Origin of the sequence: Dyadobacter koreensis, assembly GCF_900108855.1 — a bacterium.
GTDB classification, from domain to species: Bacteria; Bacteroidota; Bacteroidia; order Cytophagales; family Spirosomataceae; genus Dyadobacter; species Dyadobacter koreensis.
Genome location: NZ_FNXY01000010.1, coordinates 359,108 through 381,575, shown reverse-complemented (window position 1 = coordinate 381,575; position 22,468 = coordinate 359,108). Strand labels below are relative to the sequence as shown.

The following is a 22,468-nucleotide window of genomic DNA, read 5'->3' as shown; positions in this document are numbered from 1 at the left end:
GCCTTTTTTTTTACTGCGCAAGTACAAGCCAAAAGTATTTTGAAAGTTTTTTTGAAAAAATTTGTAAAACACTCAAAATGAGGAAAATCTGCCCCGGATTTTTTTTGAAGTTTTTTTAGAAAGGTCAGGGCGGAAAAAGAAACTGGCATTATGAAGATTAAAAGCAGTCACTGATTACCTGGATAAATACTGGAAAAGATGTTCAATCGCTCATTAGCATGAAAACATAACTAATCTACCGTGTGGGAGGGATGTTTCCGCAGTTTTCATTCCTGTTATAAGGAAAGAGAAGCTATCAATCACTTTCCTTTTTCTAATACCAGATAAATTCCATTTTTATAACCATTATATAAGAAGGAAAAAACATTAGTTAATTGCTAAGCTTTTGTAACGATTGATAAAAATAAAATTGATACTGTGAGGAGCACAGAAGCGTAAATTCGTCTAGGGAAGTTTAAGCATATTTTAAAGAACGATAAACTGAAGGTGGCTCATGAAATACCCACAAGTTGTAATCGATATTTACTTATTGGATTTTTACGCTCGTATAAAAAAAGTTTCAGGGTAAATTCAGATTTTAATCATCCATACAGTAAGTCAGCCATTCCTTGACTTTTAAAATATATTGCCTGATGTCATGAAGTTTCAGGTATTTATCACATGAACAATTTCTGAAATGTCAAATCTTAATATAGATTCAGTTAAGGCGCGGACTTTTGACGCTATCGTGATTGGCACTGGAATAAGTGGCGGCTGGGCGGCGAAAGAACTTACCGAAAAAGGCTTAAAAACACTTGTTCTGGAGCGGGGAAAAGATGTTAAACATATAGTTGACTATCCCACAACCAATATGCAGCCGTGGGAATTTCCACATTTGGGGCAACCTACACTTGCACTTCGCGAACAAAACCCAATTGCAAGCAAGCATTATATATTCAGAGAAGATTCTGTGCATTTTGTGATGAAAGACGCAGAGCATCCTTATGTACAAGACAAACCTTTCGACTGGATGCGCGGATATCAGGTTGGTGGCCGTTCACTTTTATGGGCGAGACAAACCCAACGCTGGTCTGATTTTGATTTTGAAGGCCCAGCACGAGATGGTTTTGCTATCGATTGGCCGATTCGTTACGCCGATATTGCACCATGGTATAGCTATGTTGAAAAGTTTGCGGGTATTTCCGGAAATAAAGACGGATTGCCTCAATTGCCGGACGGAGAATTTTTGCCACCACACGAACTGACCTGTGTTGAAAAACATTTCAGCGAACAATCCACAAAAAATTATAAAAATACTCGCCCTGTTATAATAGGAAGGGCTGCGCATATCACCGATCCTCAGCCGATTCATACGAAACAAGGTAGGGCGAAATGTCAGCATAGGAATATTTGTCAGCGCGGTTGTCCGTTTGGAGGATATTTCAGCAGTAACTCGTCAACAATTCCCTGGGCGGAACGTACGGGGAATCTGACTTTACAACCCTATTCTGTCGTTCATTCCATTATATATGATGAAAAGAAAAAGAAAGCAACCGGTGTTCGCGTGGTTGATACGAACACAAAAGAAATGACAGAATATTATGCTAAAATCATTTTCCTGAATGCCTCAGCTATTAATTCCAATTTGATCTTATTGAATTCAACATCCGACCGCTTTCCAAATGGCTTGGGAAATGACAGTGGTGTTTTAGGAAAATATATTGGTTTTCACAATTATCGCGGCCGGGTGACCGCCGAATATGACGGATTTCTGGACTCAACCACAGACGGAAAAAGACCGAATGCGGCTTATATTCCGCGTTTTCGTAATGTTTTTAAACAAGAAACGGATTTTTTGAGAGGTTATGCAGCATCATTTTCCTCTAATAAAATGGGAAACTCGACCGATGGATTAATTGGAGAATCGTTGAAGGCAAATTTATTGAAACCAGAATCCGGCGGATGGACAGCCGGCGCTCAGATGATGGGTGAAACGTTGATGAAAGAGACAAATTTCATACAATTAGATAAAAATCAAAAAGATAAATGGGGAATTCCACTCTTGCGTATGTCCGTTGATTTTGATGATAATGACATGAAAATGGTTCAGGATTTCTATGTTGAACTTTCTGAAATGTTTGATAAAGCCGGTTTTAAGAATATCAAAACCGCTGACACCAAACGAAATCCAGGAAGTGAAAATCATGAAATGGGTGGTGCAAGAATGGGAAAAGATCCTAAAACATCCATTTTAAATAAATGGAACCAGATGCATCACTGCTCCAACGTGTTTGTAACAGATGGCGCTTCGATGGTTTCCAGTGCCACACAAAATCCGTCTTTAACCTATATGGCGCTGACTGCAAGAGCCGTTGATTATGCCATTAAAGAAATGAAAAAAGGAAATATCTAAGCGCTAGCTTTATCCGGAATAAAACTGTTTTCCCATAATTTGCTCTGGTACTCTAGCGGTGAATTATCTCAGCGAGAGATGTTATTTCTTTTCCGATTGGACTAACATAACCCCAAAACCTGTACAATATAAAGATAATTTGTAACTGATATTATATTTATCACTATGCTTTTGGATAGTGCCGGATATCCGATGAGTTATACCCCTAACTTTGAGATTAGTGTAAATTTCTAATCCAAATATCATAACTCACTGCTATGTCTAAAACAACGTGGAATGTGGATAACCTACATTCAGAAGTACTTTTTAAGGTAAAACACCTTGTTATCTCAACCGTTACAGGTTCCTTTAAATCATTCAGCGGATACGCAACAACAGAAGGTGATCAGTTTGAAAATGCTGCAATCGAATTTTCAATCGACGCGAATAGCGTGGATACCGGACAACCTGGACGTGATGAACATTTAAGAGCCGCAGATTTCTTTGAAACAGAAGAGCATCCACAATTCAAATTTACATCCACATCATTCAAAAAAGCGAAAGGAGATGTGTATAATCTTCTTGGAAATCTGACTATAAAAGGAATAACAAAGGAAGTTGAGCTTGAAGCAGAATACGGCGGAACAGAAAAAGACAACTATGGTAATATCAAAGTTGGATTTGAAGTTACCGGTACTATCGACAGAAAAGAATTTGGAGTTACTTTCAATTCTTTAACTGAAACTGGCGGACTTGCATTAGGCGAGAAAATCAAACTCGTAGCAAACATCCAACTGGCAAAACAGGCTTAATTAAATAAAACTGAACCGCAGAAAAGCGGTTCAGTTTCCAATTCAAATTAGTAAGCTATCATCTTGAAATCAAAATTTTTCGTAAAGATGGAACCCCGTCTATTGTTGTTATCTTCACCAGATAAATACCTACCTTAAGATTTTTCACATCAATATTATTCAACGGCATACTTCCTGAATCGTAAACAGAAATGCCACTGTTACTGATCAATTGTATGTTAGTTACCTTCTCCCAATTGCTTGCACTGATCGTCAGCAACTCAGCAACAGGATTCGGGTAAATTTCCAGTTTTACATGATCTAAACGAATACTGCGAATTGGCCCATAAGCATAGGTAAGATCCCTGTCTATCATTTTTAAACGGTAATAATTTTCTCCACCGGAGGGATCTTTGTGAGTAAAACCATACTCCTTTTTTACTTTGCTATCTCCGTTGGAAGTCGAAGCTCCTACCAATTTCCATTGTTTTCCGTTTAGGCTATGCTCAATATCAAAACGTTCGCTGTTTGTTTCTTCCGAAGTTGACCAGTTAAGATTCACCAGCCCGCCTTCTTTATGTACCTCAAAGGAAATCAGCTTTACGGGAAGCGGCAAACAGATCGTTACGGGTGCTGATTGAAGATCGTTTGTGGGTGTAACGTTACCCGAGGAAGGATTACCTAGATTTGCGTCCGTCTTAACCGTTGCATATACAATATTCACATCATCCTTTATACCAATCAGCGGTATGGAAACATAACCGTTTGCTCCTCTGGGAATTCCATTTGGGATAATAAGAACAATCACCGTAGCACCCACAGAATTGGGCAACTGGCTCGCGACGCTTACCGCAAATGGAAGATTTGAGAAATCAAGCGGACCATTTACTTTCAAAATAGAAGGTATGGTTACAGTAAAAGTTGCGTCATAAGGTGAAAGCGCCTTTCCGGCAGACAGTCCACCCGAATAATTACCTATTTGAACTTGCAGCGTTACTACTTCGCCAACTTGTACAATGGATTTGCTAAAAGTCATCCCGGCAGAACCCGGATCAGCCTGCGCATGTGCTTCGGATATTGAACAAAGAATAATAAGAAACAGTGAGAGAATAGATCTTGATTTCATAACTACATTTTAATTTTTGGAGAATAAGGCTTCAAATTTTCTAATTTTTGAGTGTATCGAAATTTTACGAGTGTACGCGCTTTCCGGAGATCAGGAATTTTTTAAGGCTGATTTCTTGCAGTATGGACATAGTAATTTCCTCCCGGAATCAAACGATCTTGGATCAAGAGAAAACGATGAATATTATTCATTAAGCCTGCCAATATCTGCACACAGAACTAATCAGCTTATTCTTTAAGCGATTATAGAAGATACCAAAGCGGAGATGACAATATGCAAGAAATGATGCAGCTGCATCACGAGGAGTCGTGTGAATTCATCTTCATTATCAAGTGTGTGTATATGTTAATATTTACTAAGCCAGAAGTCTCTGATACTAAAATTTTCTCTATAAATGCGATAGAAAAAGTTTAAAAATATCAGTATATTATAGAGACAATAAGACTTCAATAGTAAATATATGCAATTAATATTTTATATATAAGCAAATAATCAAAATTTTATATTGATTATTTAAATTTACCTGCTTCGTTTGATGTCTAATTTTTATAACTTTTTGTTATCAAAATTCCCAACCTGTGTCATAGCGAGTGCCCTTTGACCATCCAGCTTATTATCAAATTCTGTCATGATTATTCGTACAGAAATTATCTTATAAAAGAGGTTAGTTGTAGAAGTGCAGATTTCAAATTTTATCGATTGTCCTGATTTCCCCCTCTCATTGTCCTGAATACCTTCTCAGAAACTGGTATGATTTAAAGTTATTTGTATTGATTAATCAGCACGGATTTTCCAGGACTGTTTTGGATATACGTATTGTAATTGTCAGAAATTATGGATAAAACTGATAACAAAGCTTCAAAAAACGAAGCACCAGAATACCGCCCGCTTTATCCGTTTATTGGGAAATGGAATACGCATGGAAACGCCAAGGCGGGCAAAGGAGAACCAGACGTCAAAATCGAAGGTACTGATACGTATGAGTGGGTTGCAGGAGGAGCTTTTGTTTTACATACAGTGGATGTCAGGATGGGAGCGGAACGAAAAGAAAGCATTGAAGTGATCGGTTTTGAGAAATCTACCAATAAATATTTCATGCGCAGCTATGATGACGCTGGCGAGATAACAGAAATGATTGCAGAGTTTGGCAAGGGAACAATACGGTTTTTATCGGATGACTTACGTTTTACCGGAAGTTTCAGCGACGACGAAAAGGTGCTGTCGGGAGTCTGGGAACAACGTAATAATGAAAAATGGGAGCCATTGATGGATATAAAATTATCTAAATCTTAAACCAATAAATCCTTATGGAAACGTTCGAATTCAAAGAAAATATCGAGATTATTTGCAAGACAGTCACCACTTTCCCTAATCAGATCAAAGAAGCATTTGATGCTCTGGAGGGATCATTGCCAAACTGTGAAAAAAGAAATTGGTATGGTATTTCCCGCCCGAACGAAACTGGAGAAATAATATACAAAGCTGCGGCAACGGAACTTGAAGACGGAGAAGCAGAAAAATTGGGATATGAATCTTTTACAATAAAAAAAGGAGTTTATATATCTGAAACCCTGGCGGACTGGATGAAACGGCCGCAGGTTATCGGAGAAACATTCATGAGACTTCTTGAAGATCCAAGAATCGATAAGGATGGATACTGTCTTGAATGGTATAAAAGCGATGATGAAGTAATTTGTCTGGTGGGAATTACTGTTTAAATGGTGTGATAAATTCTATTCTTGCCCTCTCGGGTTCCCACGTTCTCCCTGCTGTCTCGAAGGCTGGCTCTGTCTAGGTTGATTCGTGGTCGGTTGCCTTGTTGGTGCGGGGCGTGCCTGGCCCGGATTCACTGATGTTCTGTTTACTGGCTGACGTTCTCTACCGGGCTGAGCAGAGGGTTGTCTGCCGGATTCAACAGGCCTTTGTACTGGCCTCGTTACCGGCTGGCGGTTATTTTGCCCGTTTCCTATCGAAGGTCTTGCTCTGTCAGGGAGTGAGCTGTTTCCAGAACCTATTGCGGGTCTCGTGACGTCAGGACGCTCATTTTGTCCGTTGCCAATTGCCGGCCGGTTCCGGTCTGGTAATGTATTATTACCCGAACCAGTAGCTGGCCGCCCATTGTTTGGTCGCCCATTTTGTCCGTTTCCTATCGTTGGCCGGCTTCTGTCGGGCAATGCAATATTTCCTGAACCCGTCGACGGTCGTCCAACGTTCGGAAGAGTACCTGGATTATTCCCTGTGCCGGGACGACCGACATCAGGTCTTCCCACATTATTTCCATTCGAAGGACGGCCTGGATTCGGGCGCGTCACCGGCCTGAAAACATTATTTCTCGTAGCGACTACATATTTTCGGTCGCGGTATAAGTTGTTATTAGCAATGGGTCTGCTATAACCACTTCCCGGTTGATTGTAAGATCGTCCGGGACGGTTCACCACCACGTTAGGCCTTGGGCGATTCGGATAGTCCGGGCCATTATATCCTGGTCTGTTTCCATAATATCCTCCATTCCAGCCCCATGGACGATGTGGCGGACGATAAGCAGGAGGTCCAAACCAGCCTCCGCTATAATGTGGGCGAGAATAACCATAATGATACCATCCGACATTAAAACCTAATCCAAAACTCATAGACCAGCCTGTCCATGGATTGTAGTGCATTCCAAATCCCCAGGTTGCCGGTCGCGGCCGATAGTACCTTCCCCGCCATGGGCGATAATGCCAGCCCGTCCCCCAAACCACCGTTGGGCCATAAATATAATTTCCCATATACCCCTGTGTATAACCAACGTATACAAATTGTGGAGTGGTTTCATAAATATGCACATATCTGGCATTGTAAGCACTGTTACTCGGAGGAATTCTGTCCACATCCGATGGACGTTCATTGGCTACCTGCCATGGCCCGAAAGCGTTATTGCTGATAAACCAAATACCATTTTCGAGTGCATAAAACATATTATTTGCTGCACGCATAACAGTGATATTACTGTTTTCAGCAACTGATAAATTTGTATTTTCAATTCGCTCAAAACGGGGCTCTCCGTCATAGTTTACTTCAACCCGTGCCGTAGCGCGATCGACTTTTGCGGTTTGAGGAATCTGCGCTTCCATAACGGCATCATTCGCTTCGTCCGTTCCGCCAACACTCGCAAGAACCCCATCTTTTTCAGAGCCGGCAGGAATATCAGCAAACGCCCTGGGCAAAGCTTCCTGAGAAACATATTCCCAAGGTCCATTCAAGGATGAACTGCGATACCATCTTCCGGCAATAAGTATATAATTTTTCTGAGTGTCGATATCCTTAAAAATCTCATCCAGCGAATTATTGACATACAAAAGCGGTGAACCTTGCACAGACTGATAGGTCGGTTTGCCTTCTGTCTGGATCAGTTCCGCTGGTTCTGTCACTACCAAAATTGTTGTCGGGGTCGAAAACTTACTGACATTATCATTTTCAGTTGACGCTTTCTTTTCCTCTTCCTTCATTTTTGTATCTAAAGACTTAATACGTGAAGGCAATTTTTTAACATTTGTCCAGCCGTCTTTCACACGCGATGAGCTATACCAGAAACTGCCGCCATAGAGATAATATTTATTGTCGTCCGGATTTTTGACGATCAGATAAGGCGTGTTGACAACTCTTGTTAGTTTAAGATATTCGTCTTTTTCTTCCATCGGTTCACCATCGAGCACAATAAGTGTCGTTGGCTTATCACGATAAATAATCAGTGGAGGATCGTTTTTCAGGCTTTCTTCACCTAACTCTTGTTTAATGGCAGCCTGCAAACTTTCTTTCGAAAATTGTACACGAAGACTTGGAAAACCTTTTTCGACAGCTTTTTTAAAATCACTTGCTGAAATATTTTCGTCTTCAGCGAATTTAGACTGCCTCACCATAACTGAACTTACAACGGAGTTATTTCCCCGTGAATCCAGTTTGGCCAGCACCCACATCGCTCCAAACACAGGCTCATCGCCGCTGCTTCTACGGATCGAAACAGCTGCACGAAGATCAAGATCATCGCCGTAAAGCCGCTCCGGCTGAGGCTGGTATATGGTTATTGCTCCTCCTCCTGAAAAAGGAATTTCCTTCGGCCAGGTATCCTGGGAAAAAACTTCTCCGCCAGCCAGAAAAATAAAAAACAGACTTAAAGATCTGATTATGGGCATCATAATTGAATTCGTTTATTTACTGCCAGTAAAATGGCAACTACAGTAACTACTTAACAAATCTTTGACACCTGTTAATACTAATACGTTGGAAAAGAAGATATACCATCTTACTTTCCGGCAAAACCAAGACTTTCCATTCTCCCAACGTTAAACTTCTCGCGATACGATTTCGGGGTCATTCCCGCACTTTTTTTAAACAACTGACGAAAAGCCTTTAAATCGTTATATCCTGAATTTAACATGACTTCCAAAATGCTTTGGTCTGTCTGTTCCAATAACTTTTTAGCCGCTTCGATCCTGGTTTTCTGCAGATATTCAATTGGCGTCACTCCTGTTGCCAGCTTAAATCTACGAACAACATTTCTGCGACTTGCAGGGATATCCTGAATCATTTCTTCAATGGTACTGACATCCTGATATGCATCTTCAATTCGCCTCTGCGCCATCGTTACAATCACGTCCCCATGATTGTGAGGGGGCTGAAAAGTACCAAAATAAGCCTGTTGTTCACGATCCATGTCGATAGCAAACAATTTGGCGATATGGATCGTTACTTCCCGTCCACAGTATAATTTGATCAGATGAAGCATCAAGTGAAAACTGCTCGTAGCGCCACCACTGGTATAAATCCCTTCCTCAGCTGTTACAATTGCGTCCCCATATAGACGGACTGCCGGAAAACTTGCGGCAAAATTTGTAGTCGCATTTACGTGAGTAGTCGCGCTTTTTCCGTTTAACAGACCTGTGGCTGCCAGTAAAAAAGCTCCTGTACAAAAACTGGCAATTTCGGCTCCTTGTTGATATTGCCATTGCAGCCATGGAATTAATTCCAGATTTTCACCAACAGCTTCACGTGTTTCATCGGAAGCAAACGCAGGAATCAGGATCAAATCCTGCTTTTCGGCAATCGCGATTGGGTTGAGTTTATATTGCCCGAAAGCCAGATTTTCGGATGGCTCCGTCACTGGTCCAAATAGTTTAATGTCAAAAAAGGGTACTTCGTTATGTGATTTGTAAAAACTGTTCACTGATTCAAAAACATCAAGAATTGCGGCTACACTCAACAAACGGTGCCTGTTCGTAATTAAAAGAGCTAGTTGTACCATGTTATTATGTTTAAAATCATGACTAATGTAAAAATTTTTGTCTCAAATACCCCGTAAAGTTGACTTTTTATCCCTTCATTTCGGATCACCAATATACTTAAATTTGTCCTGTACTATAATAAATTAATGCTATGAAATTTGACGTTGTCAGGTTTTTCAAAACATTAAATAACTGCATGACGAACATACAAAACAGACCTGTATTTGACGGCGGCGTAAATGTCGCAGTTAAAATCCCACTCGACCGATACGATAAAACGATTCAGTTTTATCGCGATATACTTGGTTTCAAACTGACTCCGTATTTTCATGAATTTACTGGTCAAAGTCATTATTGCCGTTTTGGGACTCTTACGTTATGGCTTGACCGGGTTGATTATTTTAGCCAGACGGATATTTGGTTCGAATTAAACACAGATAATATCGTACAAGCCAGAAATTATTTATCAGAAAATGGAGTAAATTTCAGACCAGAACTTGAGAAACTGCCTGAAGACCTGAAGGCAGACTGGATCTCTGATCCAGCCGGTGTGGTAATGATTCTCAAAGAAGATGAACGTTTAAAAAAAACAGAATAACCAAATATGCACCATGGATGCCATTTTTAAAAAGCTAAACCTAAAAAGCCAAAAGGAGGTCGTTGCGATAAATGCACCTGGATCCTTTGAGGTTAACCTGGATAGTATTGTGGAAGAAGCTTCGGTGATCACTTCGTTGGAAGGTCTTAAAGAAATTGAATTCATTCTCATTTTTGTTACTAAACAAAGTGAAATTGATGCATTAATTCCATTGGTTGCCCACCTTTTAAAGGGGGATGCTCTGCTTTGGATGTGTTATCCGAAAGGCACTTCCAAAAAATATAAGTGTGATTTTAATCGTGATACCGGCTGGTCGATCATGGGAACTTACGAGCTCGAACCGGTTAGAATGGTCGCTATCGATGAGGACTGGAGCGCTCTGAGATTCAAAAAAGTTGATTTTATTAAAACCATGAAAAGATCTTCGGTACATGCATTGTCAGAAAAAGGCAGAGCAAAGGCGAAGCAAGTTGATAAGCCTGAAAACGAAAAAATATGAGCAAGAGCAAATTTGAAATTTCACTTGAATCCGGTATTCATCAGCAACTCCACGCATTTATTGGTAACTGGGAAGGAATAACCAGAACATGGTTTGAGCCGGGTATTTTGGCAGATGAATCGCTTATGAAAGGCAGTATTCGTACAATCCTGGGTGGCCGGTTTGTCATCCATGAATATCATGGAAGCCTGAACGAAAAGCCTTTTGAGGGGATTGCGACCTATGGTTTTGATCTTGCCAATGACGTCGTCCAGTCCACATGGATAGACAGTTTTCATATGGGAACCGGCATGATGCTATCGCAGGGTAATATAACTGAAAAAGGATTTTCGGTTTTAGGCAGTTATGGTGGTGCCGACATCCCCGAGCCCTGGGGCTGGCGAACAGTTGTAGAACTGGCTGATGAAAACAATCTGATTATTACGGCATATAATATTTCTCCCGACGGGCAAGAGGACAAAGCTACAGAAACTGTCTATTCACGGGTTAGCTGAGATTTCACAATTGACACCTCAATTCGCTGATACTCCTGTTTCCCTAAATACATTCCAATTCATAAAATTTACGTTTTATTTATTATTTGCCTCTTCATGCTGTTTTACAGCCAACTAGATCGAATCCGATCGGCCAGTTTCGGATCGTCAACTGTCTGTTAATCGCTTTAATGATACTTTTTCGAAGATTGATGCGGGTATTCTAAATGGTATTTTCCAAGAATTCCAAATTGCTCATTTTCAGTAAATCATACATGTGTGTTTGTCGTTTTTAAACAAAAACAGTACATCCTTCGAAATACCAGTCATGGCATGAATTTATTACCACCTGCAACTATGGTAACTAAAACTCAGGTCATGAAACTATTATTCAGGTGCTTAGCCGTTGCTTTCGCCGTTATTTATATATCATCTTGTAAACCAGTTCCAGTCTCTCACTGGTTTCCCGTTACGCCGCAGGAGCATTACGAGCAGGAATTATACAAAGCAAAACAGGAGAAAACGATAGCGGGACAAACCTGGTTCCGGGTAAGTAAACAGGTTTTGAACGACACACTTTTTTCACTGGCGCCTTATCAGGAAAGATTTTTTCTTGGTGATTCAACACCTGCCCAGTCCATCCGTTTGAAAATTCCCGAAGGAAGAAAATTGGTGATAACACCATCTAAAAACGACGAAGATTCACTTTCAAAGCTGGTTCTGGAACTCTATCGTATCAAATCAAATGGGAAACCACAGCGGATTGAATATTTAAAAGCAAACGAAAATACATTGACTATCGCGGATCATGAAGGCGATACACTGTTGTTACGCCTACAAACAGGCTTGAATGAAACGCTAAAAGTTTCTTTGGCTCTAACAACATTACCGACGCTAACTTTTCCAATTGCCAGTTACGGTATGCAAAATCTGATCAGTTTCTGGGGAGCGCAACGTGATGGCGGAGTTCGTTCTCACGAAGGTGTCGACATTAAAGCACCTCGGGGAACGCCGGTGGTTGCTTCGGACAATGGTTTTATCACACAAACGGGCACAAATAACCTGGGAGGGAAAATAGTTTTTCTGTCGGCGAATGGAAGCCCTTATTCTATTTATTACGCACATTTGGATAGTCAGCTTGTGTCTGTTGGGCAACGTGTAGTGCGTGGCGACACATTAGGCTTGGTAGGAAATACCGGGAACGCAATCACCACTACACCGCATTTACACTTCGGTATATACGCACGTGGTTCCGGCGCTGTCGATCCTTTCCCTTTTATAAATGACAAAAAGGAAAAATTACCTGGCTTACCAGTAACTTCAAGATGGCTGCTGGGTGATTCAGTAAGGATTAAATCAAAAACAAATCTCTACCTTTCACCGGTTTTTTCCAATGACGAAAAGATACGTATAATTCCCAAAAACGAAACGATCCGGATCCTCGGTGAGTTAGCAAAAGGATACCGCGTGGAACTGGCCGACGGAACAAAAGGCTATATTCCAACCGTTGGGCTGGAATCAGACAAGCAGCTGTCGAAAAAATAAGATGATAAGGATACAGGCCAGTTTCTAAAAACCCGGCCTGCATACTTCCTGGCTTCCCAACCTTCAATCCCACTATATATTATTTTTTAATTCTGACTGCCACTGCTGCGCGAAATTTCTGGCAGCATTAGTTGGTGCTGGTCCCATACGATAGCAGAATTTCCATAAATCATTTTTCCCCTCGTACGTGCCGTTCACGAATTTTTTACGGTTATTGACAAGCTTCGTTTGCGCCGCAAAATCTATTCCCTGAGTTTTGGTCAAAAACTCTCCCAGTTTTGATGAAAGTACCTTTTTCGGATCCTTCCATTTTTCAAATTCTGCTGCGTTAGAACTGTTATTATTAACCAATTGACTTCGTTCCTGCGCTATCTGCTCCTGCGCCTGTTGTTCGGCAAACTGCTTTTTAAATTCCGTATAATCCGTTTTTAAAAGCAGTTGCAGCTTTTTATAGATAACGACATTACGCTTTCCATTGTCGATCTGTTTCTTGAATTCAGCACGCTGATCGGCGGGCAAACTACTTAACATGCTTCCCATTCCTGCAAAAGTTTCGTTGGACTGGATCTGTATGTCAAGAATCGGAGCAATATCGTTCGCCTTCATCATTTCCACATTACGCAACTTATCTGCTTTGATATCCGCAATTCTTCGTTCTGGAAGATCAGTTGATTTTTGTACAAAGGTTCTTGTCAACCACTCCTGATACCGTTTTTGAAAATCTTCGGAAGCATAGTATGCTTTACAAAGTTTTCCAATTTTTTGAACCGCCGCCGCCTGCTGGTCTGTGGCAATGGCACGGCAAGCAGATTTTACTGTACTACTTACATAAGGCACGTGCAAACCTGTTTGCTGCAGACCGGACCATAAACGTTCATTTACTTCACGGGAAGTTGTCTGAAATTCTGAAAACTCATCGGCAAACCGAAAGTTCAGAAAAAGGAGTGCGGCAGAATAGATTAATAAAGAAAGTATTACATTTTTCATGACTAATAGATATTATTATTTCTCAAAAGTAGAACTGGCTTTCGAGGCTTCATTTCTGTTACATACCGAGATGCCATAATTTGTTCACGAATTGTCATTTTTGCTGATGAAGCGGTATTACGACGATGACATCAAAGGAATCGTATCTTCAAAATGAAAGCTTGAGGAACTGGTTTAATTGCAGGGCGTTTTCAAAAATTCGTCCAAAGCATCTTTTGCAGCCCCCGAATAATAAGCGGGACAAGATTTGAAAAAGCTGTTGACCGCAGATTTATATGCTTCACATTTCGCCGTACTTGTCGGATCAGAAGCGTAAGCGGTGCCAGCTTCCGACACCTTTTCAGCATTTTTTTCGCAGGAAGTAGCCGCAACCGGATCTGATTTTGAGCAGCTGAAAGCCAACCCCATCGCAACAAAAAGCGCTGCAATTTTGACGCCGTTAAATAGATTTTTCATCGTAGTTGAGATAAATATATGTGAACTGATTATTTTTTGCTGGCAATAATTTCTATTTCCGACCCTTCATCGATTACGGTAACGGTCAGGATATTGTCTTTACTCCAATGGCCCACTTTTTCAGAACCATCGAAGAGATCGATACCATTTTCGCCTTTATCTTTCAGTGTGACATCTCCAAGATCGTCAGCTCCGCTATCACCATCTGCTGTTGTATATTTCATAACTCCGTTTACTTCATTTGCTGTCGTTTTAGACAATACCAGCGTTATAGATCTTCCCTCGGTAAGTGGCACGTTAGTGCCATCAATTCTTAATTTAGTCGCTTTGTAAGTTCCCTGAACACGTGAACTAAGTTCGGGCTCCGGGTCATTTTTGTCTTTACAGGAGAAAGTGAAAGCAACAAGCGTCAGTAATAAAATTATTTTTTTCATAGCTAATAAAATTGTTATTTTGATAAATGTAAATCATTTAAGATGAGCTAAATAACTCGCCTTTTGACATCACAAAGGTAAGTTCTCCCACGCGCCGGAATCAATCATGCAAAAGCACGATTTTCGAAAAATCATGCTTTTAGAGGATATTATTAAAAGGTTTTGTTTCAGACCTTTACCCTTGTAATTTAACAGCCTAACAAATTCTGGCTCCATCAATGAAATCAGTTTTTAGCAGCCTTTTTTCAATTCTCATTTATACCATATCCTTTGCACAAACGACGTTACCGAATTCGGACCGCAAGGCAATTTTGCAGCGTATTGAAAAGAGCAAGGAAGATTCAATCCGGGTGCTGGCTTATATTGAATACGGGCAATTGCTTGAAGGCGAAAATTTGGATAGTGCCGCGAAATATTATATCAAAGCAGGAGAGCTAAGTGACAAGATCAGTTATCCAACCGGGAGAATCCGGTTCAGGACAAACTATACTTATGTATTAAATCTAAAAGGAAAATTTGTTCAGGCGCTTAAATTGAATTTGGAAAGTCTGGCAATTGCAAGAAGTATTAATGATCAGATTTATATAGGAAAAGCCTTCGCTAATATCGGAGCCAGCTATACGTATCTGGGCAATTTTACAGAATCGATAAAGTATTACCAGAAGGCCGCAGCCATTTTCGAAAAAGAAGGGAAAAATGAATACATCCCGCAGCTTTATTCCAACATAGGTGCCGCTTTTGAACAGGCCAATTTATTTAGTAAGTCTTATGTGTATAAACAAAAAGCACTCGCGCTTGCAAGACCAATGGGCGACAGCCTGCAGCTTGCTGATCTGCTAACAAATCTGGGTTTATGCTTATTTAACCTGAAAAAATATCAGGAAAGCATTCCTTATTTTAATGAAGGATTAAAGATAGCCCAAGCGATTCAATCCGATATTTTTATCACGCAGGCGTACAGCGGGCTTTGTGGATCCTACCGGAAACTGAATCAGATGGACAAGGCGAAAGAATTTGGAGAAAAAGGGTTGTTTTTAGCTCGCAAAAACAATAACGTATTTATGGAGATGGCGTGTTTGCGAGCACTGATGTTCATCGCAGAAGATCAGCAAAAGCCGGAAGAATCTGCAAAATACACGGCACAGGCATTAAAAATTGCAGAGAAAAACGATATGAAAGACCATCTTGTGGAGCTGTATGAAGATTATGCGGCAGATATGGCCAGAGCAAACGATTATAAATCTGCATACGAATATTTGCAAAAATATGTGATCCTGAATGATTCCATACAGGGAAAAGAGGTTCAGAACCAGTTGCAGGAACTGGACACAAAATACCAGACAGCGCAGAAAGAGAAACAGATCATTTCTCTTGAAAAAGACAAAGAGGCAAGAAATACACTGATTTACAGTCTTGTCGCCGGACTTGCAGCCAGCATAATCATTGCAGGATTGGTATACAGAAATATTATGATCGGGAAAAGGATTGCTGAAAATGAAGTAAAACAATTGCAGCAGGAAAAACAATTAGTAGCAACAAACTCAATTTTAAAAGGCCAGGAAGAAGAACGTACCCGTGTTGCCCGTGATTTACACGACGGATTGGGAGGTCTGCTTTCAGGTATAAAACTGACTTTAAACTCTGTGAAAGGAAATGTAATTTTACCCGAATCGAGCGCGTTTGCGTTTTCCCGGGCACTCACACAACTTGATGGTGCAATCAGTGAAATGCGCCGGGTCGCACATAGCATGATGCCTGAAACTTTGGTCCGCTTTGGCTTGCTTGATGCGCTGAGTGATTTTTGTGATGGGATTAATGAATCCGGCCATCTAAAAATCAATATTCAAACATTCGGCTTTTCGGAGAGACTGGAATCTTCTGTCGAAATTGTACTTTACCGGATTGTGCAGGAATTGATCAACAACGTTATCAAATATGCCGAAGCTTCCGAAGTGCAGGTCCAGCTAACCCATATCGGTCAGCAGGTAAGCCTAACCGTTGAGGATAATGGTAAGGGTTTTGATGTGGAAATACTGAAAAATAAAAAGGGCGCCGGGCTGCAAAATGTTAAGGCCAGAGTCGACTATCTGAACGGTAAACTGGATATTCAGTCGAAACCAAATGAGGGGACGTCTGTATTGGTAGAAATTGTCGTATAGAAATCTTTTAACGTTCCCGGTTAAGGCATTTATGAAATCTTAAAAACTGAAAGATGGCTATTAAAATACTTATTGTGGACGATCACCCCTTGGTTGTTGAAGGTTTGAAATCTTTACTTCATGACAGTGAGGGCATCACAATCGCCGGGACAGCATCCAATGCATTTGACGCTATTGCTTTTCTGAAAAATAACGAAGTAGACATAGCATTTCTTGATATCAACCTGCCCGATGTTAGTGGAATTGACCTTTGCAAAAAAATAAAAGAGCAGTTTCCCAATGTTAAATCACTGGCTTTAAGCACATTTAGCGAACGATCTTACATATCCCGTATGATTCAAAATGGCGCTTGTGGTTATCTTATCAAAAGTTCGGGCAAGGAAGATATTCTGGAAGCGGTCCGGCAGGTGCAACAGGGCGGTTATTTTATGAACGTAAATTTTGACCAAAATCCCACAGCGGATATTACGCCCAAAACAATTCCTTTTTTGACGAGACGTGAAAAAGAGGTACTCGTATTGATCGCAGAAGGGCTTACAAATCCTCAAATTGCCGAAAAATTATTTATCAGTGTCACTACTGTCAACAGTCACCGTGCAAATCTGCTTATGAAATTTGACGTTGGAAACACAGCTTCGCTTATCAAAATTTCAGCAACATTAGGTCTGATCTAAAATAGACCGGCCAAACTTTCTTCAATGATCATCAGTCCTTCTGTCAGTACTTTTTCGTCGGGAACGTTCCCTAGCGCAACACGAATTCCGTTATAACTGGTGTCGCCGGTAACGTTATACGCTGCACTTGTTACCACATCAACACCTTTTTCAGATAATCTTTCACCAAACTGCCTGGCATTTGCAGACTGCGGTAACGGAATCCAAAAGTGATAACTTGACACCTGCGTCAAATATTTATATTTCTTCAAAACATTGGCAGCCAGTCTTTGCTTTTCCGCGGCGGCCTGACGTTTCTCTTCAATAACTTTTTCAACAATTCCTTGTTTTACCCAATTGCTTACAAGTCTGTTATATAAAGTTACCGAACCACTGGAAGTCATCCAAGCTGCATTTTCAGTCTGCGATTTCCATTTCTCAGGTGTTACTATGTAAGAAGTTTTTATACCCGGGGCCAATATTTTCGAAAAACTGTAAATATAAAAACCACGTTCAGGAGCCAAATGAGCGAAACTTGGCAATGCTCCAGAATCCAGAAATCCGTATGCGTCATCATCGATCAGCAGCAGATCAAACTGACGGGCGACCTCAACAACTTCCTGTCTGCGTTGCAAAGGCATAATATAACAAAGCGGATTATGAATGGTTGGCATCAGGTAAACAGCCTTTATATTTTCAGCCTTGCATAGCATTGCGATCACATCCGGCCGCAACCCATCTTCATCAACCGGGCAAGGAATTAATGTGATATTAAACATGGAGGACAACCCGATGAAACCGTTATAGGTAACAGGGTCAACCAGAACTTTTCCGCCGGATAATTCGGTAGCAAGAATAATCATTGAAAGTGCATGATGCCCGCCACACCCGATTACAACAGCATCTGCAGCAATAGGAAAGCCGGGTTTCGAAAGCCAGTCTGCCGCTACTTTTTTGTCTTCCGGATGCCCGCCCGGTACCGCCATTTTCATGTAACTTTCATCCTGCTCCAGCTCCGATAATGCCTGCATTAAAAGCTGATGCTGAGATCGAAGAATTGGATAATTATAGCGAAAATCGATCATAATCAGTAGAAAATAACAAAATAGAATATTAATTCAGGAGTATCAAAATACCATAATTCCTTCAAATTAACTTAAATTGACAGCCAATTATTTTGGATTTATAACCTTATGACCCAGTCCGGCGATTTGCTTAAACACAAACATTTTATGCACCGCTGCATCGACCTCGCAAACATTGCAAAAAATAATGGCGAAAGTCCGGTAGGTTCGATTATCGTCAAAAATGGAGAAATTATCGGGGAAGGCATCGAAGGCGGAAAGGCGCATCTTGACATTACTTTTCATGCCGAAATCGAAGCTATCCGAAAAGCATCGCAGTTTTTGAAAAGCCAGGATTTATCAGACTGCATCTTATATACGACACATGAACCCTGCATTATGTGCTCCTACATGATCAGGCATACAAAAATCAATACTATTGTCTTTGCATTGACGACAGGCGAATATGGCGGGTTTAGCTCGCAGCACCCATTGCTTTTGGATACCACAATTCACAAATGGGGAATACCGCCAGTTATAATTTCGGGAATTATGGAAGAGGAATGCAGAAAATTGTAGCAAACGAATTTATTTTCCTTCCTTCCCAAACGGGAATATTGCCGAAGGAATATGCGATTGCTTCATAATCCTGCCTAACTCTTTTGCTTTATCGGGAAACTCAGTTGCCACATTGACGCGCTCTGCTGAATCCTTTGAAAGGTCATAAAGCTCAACGGGCGCGTTTGGATTTTCCGCTGCTTTCAATTTTACTGCTTTCCAATTTCCCTGACGAACCGCCTGACGTCCGCCCTGTTCATGAAATTCCCAATATAAATGGTCGTGCTTTTTCTGAATTCCAGTTCCGGTCATTGACGGCACGAAAGAAATTCCGTCAATGTGTGCAGGTATTCTGGCCCCGGCCAGCTCCGCGAACGTAGGAAGAATATCCCAGAAAGCGCCGACAAAATTATTTGTTGTTCCCGGTTTGATAACGCCTGGCCAGCGGGCAGCAAATGGCTCACGGATTCCGCCTTCGTACAGATCCCGTTTAACGCCTTTAAAACTTCCACTGCTATGAAAAAATACGGGATCAGCTCCACCTTCGATATGCGGACCGTTGTCACTTGTGAAGATTACCAGCGTATTTTTATCGAGCCCTTTTTCTTTCAGCTTATCCAGAATCTGACCAACGTAAAGGTCAAGCCGGGAAACCATGGCGGCAAATGCTGCATGCGGATACTTTTGTGACGCATAACCTCCGTCTTTCGCGCCAGCACCATAATCGGCTCCTTTGTAGGGCTCCTCGTCAAATTTTCCTTTATAGTATTGAAAAATGCTGTCCTCAGGAACGACCAGTTCAGCATGAGGCAAGATATAAGGAAGAAACAAAAAGAATGGTTCTTTTGCGTTTCTGGATTCAACAAAATCCAGTGCCTGTTTCTGAATAAGATCGGGCGCGTATTGTTTGTTATAAATTAAATTTTGGTTTTCTTCCAAAACAACCTTTTTCTGGTTGTCCCACAAATGGTCGGGATAATACCGATGTGCAAGACTTTGGCAATTATATCCATAAAACTGATCAAATCCCTGCTTGTTCGGATCGCCATAAGAACCGACCGGTCCGAGCCCCCACTTCCCGAAAGCACCCGTGACATATCCAGCCTTCTTCAAAACTTCTGCAACGGTCACTACCGAGTCAGCGATAGGCTCCTGCCCTTCCGGATCGACGCCTTTATTTCCCCGGATGTAGGTATGTCCCGTATGTTTTCCGCTCAACAACGAAGAGCGCGAGGGAGCGCAAACAGAGGTTCCTGCATAAAACTGAGGAAATTTAACGCCTTCTGCTGCCAAACGGTCGATGTTGGGGGTTCTTATCAATTTTTGTCCATTGAAACCAACGTCACCATAACCGAGGTCATCGGCAAGAATGAAAACGATGTTGGGCCGTCTTGTTTTGGCTTTTTGAGCGTATAAATTTTCAAGTGAAATGAAAATTGTCAGGGACGCCAGGACTAGGAATTTTTTTATTATCATCACTGAATTATATTAAACCGGGTTTTCGTGTTTCGTCACTCCTGCAAAAGAATGTGCCGGTAGATGTTATATTTGTGTCTGCCTGAACCCGAAAAATTCAGATTTCTTAAAACGATCTGACATAAGAAATCGTTTTAGATTGTAAAGGAAGAAACTTCTGAGGTCTATCGGGCAATTGCTGAAAAAATTCGCCGCTCCTGATACCCAGCGACAGCCCAGCCGGGCAAGCTTGAATTGACAACCACCGAAAATCCGGCATGTCCGGGTTGCGCTGTCTCCCGGGTATCAGGAGTGGATATATCGTTGCACTCAATATCGTTCACTGTTCTCAGTTTGTAACGATGAATTTGCATTAAATACTCTACTTATTTGATAGACAAAGTAAATATTTTGTTTTGATACTCACAAGGGCTTTGGGGAATTATTTCAAATCAAAAGTACTCGTTTTAACCGCAACAGGCACGATGGTTTGATTTTGAGAGAATTGAGAAAGGCTGCCGGACAATAATATTCTTAGAATTTCGGATCAATAAATTCCCATTCCTTAACAGTCGCACTCAGATGTTCTTTTTTTACAATCGCTTCCAATTTTGCGATAATATCCGGATGCTTTGAGGCAATGTCTGTCGTTTCTTTTTCATCGGAACGCATATCATACAATTCCCAAGAAGCATTTTTATTTTTTCGCATATTACTTTTCACAGCTTTAAAATCAGCAAAGCGAATGGCTATTTCACCCGATTTTTCACTAAATTCAAAATATAAATATTCCCGGTCTTTTGGTTTGCCTTTGCCTGTTAATACAGGCAATAAAGATATACCGTCGGACGGAGGCGCCTGGATTTCTGCGATATCCGAGAAAGTGGCAAACATGTCAAACTGGGCAGATACAAAATCTGATGTTTTTCCGGCTGCTATCTTGCCAGGCCATCTGGCAATGAAAGGCTCACGGATTCCTCCTTCATAAATATCCATTTTCAAACCACGCAATCCGGCTACGCTGTTGAAAAAATCAGCATCTGTCCCGCCATTAAAGGTTGCGCCGTTATCACTGGAAAACATTATGATCGTATTCTCATCCAGGCCCAGTTCCCTAACCTGAGCCATGATTGCCCCAACCTGTTTGTCGAGATAAGTAATCATAGCCGCGTACGTCGAAAGCGGGTATTTCGTAGAAGCATAATTCTTTTCGCCGTGGTATGGCTTTTCATCAAACTTCCCGATATATTCTTTGACAGCCTCATCCGGAACTTGCAACGAGACATGTGGAATCGTCATTGGTAAATACAAAAAGAAGCTTTCTTTTTGATGATCTGTGATAAATTGCCGGGCTTTACCGGCAATTTTATCAATGGCGTATTCCTTGCCTTTAAAATAATTGAATGCACTATCAGGCGCATCTGCTGCGAGTTTTCTGTGTACATCAATGACAGGATTATTCAGCGTATCCCACTTTCCGTTTTCCCACAAATGTGTTGGATAATAGTTGTGTGCCTGTTTTTGATCCAGATATCCGTAGAAATGATCGAAGCCTTGTTTGTTCGGATCTCCGGTTGTGTTGGACATACCCAAACCCCATTTACCAAAAGCACCCGTTACATATCCGGCATTTTTCAAAACTTTTGCAATGGTTACGGTTCCTTCCGGCAAAGGCATTTGTCCGCCCTCTTTATCATCAGGAAAACCGCCCATTTCGTAATTTCCACGAATAAAGGAATGACCTCCATGGCGACCCGTCAGTAACATGCAGCGTGCGGGTGCACAAACGGGAGTGCTTGTATAATGTTTTGTAAAACGGATTCCCTCTGCGGCCAGTTTGTCAAGATTGGGCGTTTTGATTTTTTTCTGCCCGTAACATCCCAGTTCTCCGTAACCCATATCATCGGCGTAGATATAAATGATATTAGGTTTTCGTGATGCTTTTTGGGCAAGGGATAAATTTTCGCCGAGCAGCAGATGAACAACGGAAATTAAAACCAGCAACATTATCGCTTTACTTTTCATACTAAAAAAGTGA

The 22,468-nt window shown here is 41.2% G+C and carries 21 protein-coding genes; 11 read left to right on the top strand and 10 right to left on the bottom strand.

The window, feature by feature from the left end:
- The first annotated feature begins 676 nt into the window (after window positions 1-676).
- Window positions 677-2,392, top strand: coding sequence for a GMC oxidoreductase (locus tag BMY70_RS28500; protein WP_090341464.1), 1,716 nt, complete (start codon window positions 677-679; stop codon window positions 2,390-2,392).
- Window positions 2,393-2,649: 257 nt separating this feature from the next.
- Window positions 2,650-3,183 carry a YceI family protein gene (locus tag BMY70_RS28495; protein WP_090341462.1) on the top strand — a complete coding sequence of 178 codons (534 nt, stop codon included), beginning with the start codon at window positions 2,650-2,652 and terminating at the stop codon, window positions 3,181-3,183.
- A gap of 58 nt (window positions 3,184-3,241) precedes the next feature.
- Here BMY70_RS28495 and BMY70_RS28490 read toward each other — a convergent pair whose 3' ends face one another.
- A complete protein-coding gene (locus tag BMY70_RS28490; protein WP_090341461.1) occupies window positions 3,242-4,288 on the bottom strand; it encodes a T9SS type A sorting domain-containing protein in 1,047 nt (348 codons plus the stop codon).
- A gap of 834 nt (window positions 4,289-5,122) precedes the next feature.
- Between BMY70_RS28490 and BMY70_RS28485 the strand changes: the two genes are divergently transcribed.
- Together BMY70_RS28485 and BMY70_RS28480 are read left to right on the top strand one after the other, a co-directional pair.
- Entirely contained in the window at window positions 5,123-5,581 is a 459-nt protein-coding gene (locus BMY70_RS28485; RefSeq protein ID WP_090341459.1) for a DUF1579 family protein, read from the top strand.
- Window positions 5,582-5,595: 14 nt separating this feature from the next.
- Window positions 5,596-6,006, top strand: a complete 411-nt coding sequence (locus BMY70_RS28480) for a hypothetical protein (RefSeq protein WP_090341457.1) — start codon at window positions 5,596-5,598, stop codon at window positions 6,004-6,006.
- Between the two features lie 15 nt (window positions 6,007-6,021).
- Here BMY70_RS28480 and BMY70_RS28475 read toward each other — a convergent pair whose 3' ends face one another.
- Together BMY70_RS28475 and BMY70_RS28470 are read right to left on the bottom strand one after the other, a co-directional pair.
- Window positions 6,022-8,463, bottom strand: a complete 2,442-nt coding sequence (locus BMY70_RS28475) for a hypothetical protein (RefSeq protein WP_090341455.1) — start codon at window positions 8,461-8,463, stop codon at window positions 6,022-6,024.
- A gap of 107 nt (window positions 8,464-8,570) precedes the next feature.
- Window positions 8,571-9,569 carry a GlxA family transcriptional regulator gene (locus tag BMY70_RS28470; RefSeq protein ID WP_090341453.1) on the bottom strand — a complete coding sequence of 333 codons (999 nt, stop codon included), beginning with the start codon at window positions 9,567-9,569 and terminating at the stop codon, window positions 8,571-8,573.
- Between the two features lie 176 nt (window positions 9,570-9,745).
- Between BMY70_RS28470 and BMY70_RS28465 the strand changes: the two genes are divergently transcribed.
- From BMY70_RS28465 to BMY70_RS28450, 4 genes are all read left to right on the top strand, one after another.
- Window positions 9,746-10,147, top strand: a complete 402-nt coding sequence (locus BMY70_RS28465) for a VOC family protein (RefSeq protein WP_177197151.1) — start codon at window positions 9,746-9,748, stop codon at window positions 10,145-10,147.
- Window positions 10,148-10,160: 13 nt separating this feature from the next.
- On the top strand, window positions 10,161-10,646 hold the full coding sequence (locus BMY70_RS28460; protein WP_090341449.1) for a hypothetical protein: 486 nt from the start codon (window positions 10,161-10,163) through the stop codon (window positions 10,644-10,646).
- A complete protein-coding gene (locus tag BMY70_RS28455) occupies window positions 10,643-11,140 on the top strand; it encodes a DUF1579 domain-containing protein (protein ID WP_090341447.1) in 498 nt (165 codons plus the stop codon). The genes BMY70_RS28460 and BMY70_RS28455 overlap by 4 nt, the downstream gene beginning before the upstream one ends.
- A 357-nt stretch (window positions 11,141-11,497) precedes the next feature.
- Window positions 11,498-12,664, top strand: coding sequence for a peptidoglycan DD-metalloendopeptidase family protein (locus BMY70_RS28450; protein ID WP_090341445.1), 1,167 nt, complete (start codon window positions 11,498-11,500; stop codon window positions 12,662-12,664).
- A 72-nt stretch (window positions 12,665-12,736) separates the two neighbouring features.
- On the opposite strand, the gene BMY70_RS28445 is transcribed toward BMY70_RS28450, so the two are convergent.
- The 3 genes from BMY70_RS28445 to BMY70_RS28435 all read right to left on the bottom strand — a co-directional run bounded on the left by BMY70_RS28445 (window position 12,737) and on the right by BMY70_RS28435 (window position 14,541).
- Window positions 12,737-13,651 carry a hypothetical protein gene (locus BMY70_RS28445; RefSeq protein ID WP_090341443.1) on the bottom strand — a complete coding sequence of 305 codons (915 nt, stop codon included), beginning with the start codon at window positions 13,649-13,651 and terminating at the stop codon, window positions 12,737-12,739.
- 174 nt (window positions 13,652-13,825) lie between these two features.
- Entirely contained in the window at window positions 13,826-14,107 is a 282-nt protein-coding gene (locus tag BMY70_RS28440) for a hypothetical protein (protein ID WP_090341440.1), read from the bottom strand.
- Window positions 14,108-14,136: 29 nt separating this feature from the next.
- A complete protein-coding gene (locus tag BMY70_RS28435; protein WP_090341438.1) occupies window positions 14,137-14,541 on the bottom strand; it encodes a hypothetical protein in 405 nt (134 codons plus the stop codon).
- Window positions 14,542-14,759: 218 nt separating this feature from the next.
- Here BMY70_RS28435 and BMY70_RS28430 point away from each other — a divergent pair, with 218 nt between their 5' ends.
- Both BMY70_RS28430 and BMY70_RS28425 read left to right on the top strand, forming a co-directional pair.
- On the top strand, window positions 14,760-16,700 hold the full coding sequence (locus BMY70_RS28430; RefSeq protein ID WP_090341436.1) for a tetratricopeptide repeat-containing sensor histidine kinase: 1,941 nt from the start codon (window positions 14,760-14,762) through the stop codon (window positions 16,698-16,700).
- A 53-nt stretch (window positions 16,701-16,753) separates the two neighbouring features.
- Complete coding sequence (locus tag BMY70_RS28425) at window positions 16,754-17,374, top strand: response regulator (protein WP_090341434.1); 621 nt, start codon at window positions 16,754-16,756, stop codon at window positions 17,372-17,374.
- Here the strand turns inward: BMY70_RS28425 and BMY70_RS28420 are convergent.
- Entirely contained in the window at window positions 17,371-18,438 is a 1,068-nt protein-coding gene (locus BMY70_RS28420; protein ID WP_090341432.1) for an aminotransferase-like domain-containing protein, read from the bottom strand. The two genes, BMY70_RS28425 and BMY70_RS28420, sit on opposite strands and share 4 nt — an antisense overlap.
- Before the next feature lie 108 nt (window positions 18,439-18,546).
- Between BMY70_RS28420 and BMY70_RS28415 the strand changes: the two genes are divergently transcribed.
- Window positions 18,547-18,996: a nucleoside deaminase gene (locus BMY70_RS28415; protein WP_090341430.1), complete on the top strand. Its 450-nt coding sequence runs from the start codon at window positions 18,547-18,549 to the stop codon at window positions 18,994-18,996.
- A gap of 9 nt (window positions 18,997-19,005) precedes the next feature.
- Here the strand turns inward: BMY70_RS28415 and BMY70_RS28410 are convergent, their stop codons facing one another.
- From BMY70_RS28410 to BMY70_RS28400, 3 genes are all read right to left on the bottom strand, one after another.
- Window positions 19,006-20,445, bottom strand: a complete 1,440-nt coding sequence (locus BMY70_RS28410) for an arylsulfatase (protein WP_374754730.1) — start codon at window positions 20,443-20,445, stop codon at window positions 19,006-19,008.
- Between the two features lie 170 nt (window positions 20,446-20,615).
- Entirely contained in the window at window positions 20,616-20,804 is a 189-nt protein-coding gene (locus tag BMY70_RS28405) for a hypothetical protein (protein ID WP_090341426.1), read from the bottom strand.
- A gap of 160 nt (window positions 20,805-20,964) precedes the next feature.
- On the bottom strand, window positions 20,965-22,455 hold the full coding sequence (locus tag BMY70_RS28400; RefSeq protein ID WP_090341424.1) for an arylsulfatase: 1,491 nt from the start codon (window positions 22,453-22,455) through the stop codon (window positions 20,965-20,967).
- Between the last annotated feature and the right edge of the window lie 13 nt (window positions 22,456-22,468).

Coding starts and splice junctions, on each gene's coding strand:
- BMY70_RS28500 (WP_090341464.1), top strand. CDS start 677: ATGTCAAATCTTAATATAGATTCAGTTAAGGCGCGGACTTTTGACGCT.
- BMY70_RS28495 (WP_090341462.1), top strand. CDS start 2,650: ATGTCTAAAACAACGTGGAATGTGGATAACCTACATTCAGAAGTACTT.
- BMY70_RS28490 (WP_090341461.1), bottom strand. CDS start 4,288: ATGAAATCAAGATCTATTCTCTCACTGTTTCTTATTATTCTTTGTTCA.
- BMY70_RS28485 (WP_090341459.1), top strand. CDS start 5,123: ATGGATAAAACTGATAACAAAGCTTCAAAAAACGAAGCACCAGAATAC.
- BMY70_RS28480 (WP_090341457.1), top strand. CDS start 5,596: ATGGAAACGTTCGAATTCAAAGAAAATATCGAGATTATTTGCAAGACA.
- BMY70_RS28475 (WP_090341455.1), bottom strand. CDS start 8,463: ATGATGCCCATAATCAGATCTTTAAGTCTGTTTTTTATTTTTCTGGCT.
- BMY70_RS28470 (WP_090341453.1), bottom strand. CDS start 9,569: ATGGTACAACTAGCTCTTTTAATTACGAACAGGCACCGTTTGTTGAGT.
- BMY70_RS28465 (WP_177197151.1), top strand. CDS start 9,746: ATGACGAACATACAAAACAGACCTGTATTTGACGGCGGCGTAAATGTC.
- BMY70_RS28460 (WP_090341449.1), top strand. CDS start 10,161: ATGGATGCCATTTTTAAAAAGCTAAACCTAAAAAGCCAAAAGGAGGTC.
- BMY70_RS28455 (WP_090341447.1), top strand. CDS start 10,643: ATGAGCAAGAGCAAATTTGAAATTTCACTTGAATCCGGTATTCATCAG.
- BMY70_RS28450 (WP_090341445.1), top strand. CDS start 11,498: ATGAAACTATTATTCAGGTGCTTAGCCGTTGCTTTCGCCGTTATTTAT.
- BMY70_RS28445 (WP_090341443.1), bottom strand. CDS start 13,651: ATGAAAAATGTAATACTTTCTTTATTAATCTATTCTGCCGCACTCCTT.
- BMY70_RS28440 (WP_090341440.1), bottom strand. CDS start 14,107: ATGAAAAATCTATTTAACGGCGTCAAAATTGCAGCGCTTTTTGTTGCG.
- BMY70_RS28435 (WP_090341438.1), bottom strand. CDS start 14,541: ATGAAAAAAATAATTTTATTACTGACGCTTGTTGCTTTCACTTTCTCC.
- BMY70_RS28430 (WP_090341436.1), top strand. CDS start 14,760: ATGAAATCAGTTTTTAGCAGCCTTTTTTCAATTCTCATTTATACCATA.
- BMY70_RS28425 (WP_090341434.1), top strand. CDS start 16,754: ATGGCTATTAAAATACTTATTGTGGACGATCACCCCTTGGTTGTTGAA.
- BMY70_RS28420 (WP_090341432.1), bottom strand. CDS start 18,438: ATGATCGATTTTCGCTATAATTATCCAATTCTTCGATCTCAGCATCAG.
- BMY70_RS28415 (WP_090341430.1), top strand. CDS start 18,547: ATGACCCAGTCCGGCGATTTGCTTAAACACAAACATTTTATGCACCGC.
- BMY70_RS28405 (WP_090341426.1), bottom strand. CDS start 20,804: ATGCAAATTCATCGTTACAAACTGAGAACAGTGAACGATATTGAGTGC.
- BMY70_RS28400 (WP_090341424.1), bottom strand. CDS start 22,455: ATGAAAAGTAAAGCGATAATGTTGCTGGTTTTAATTTCCGTTGTTCAT.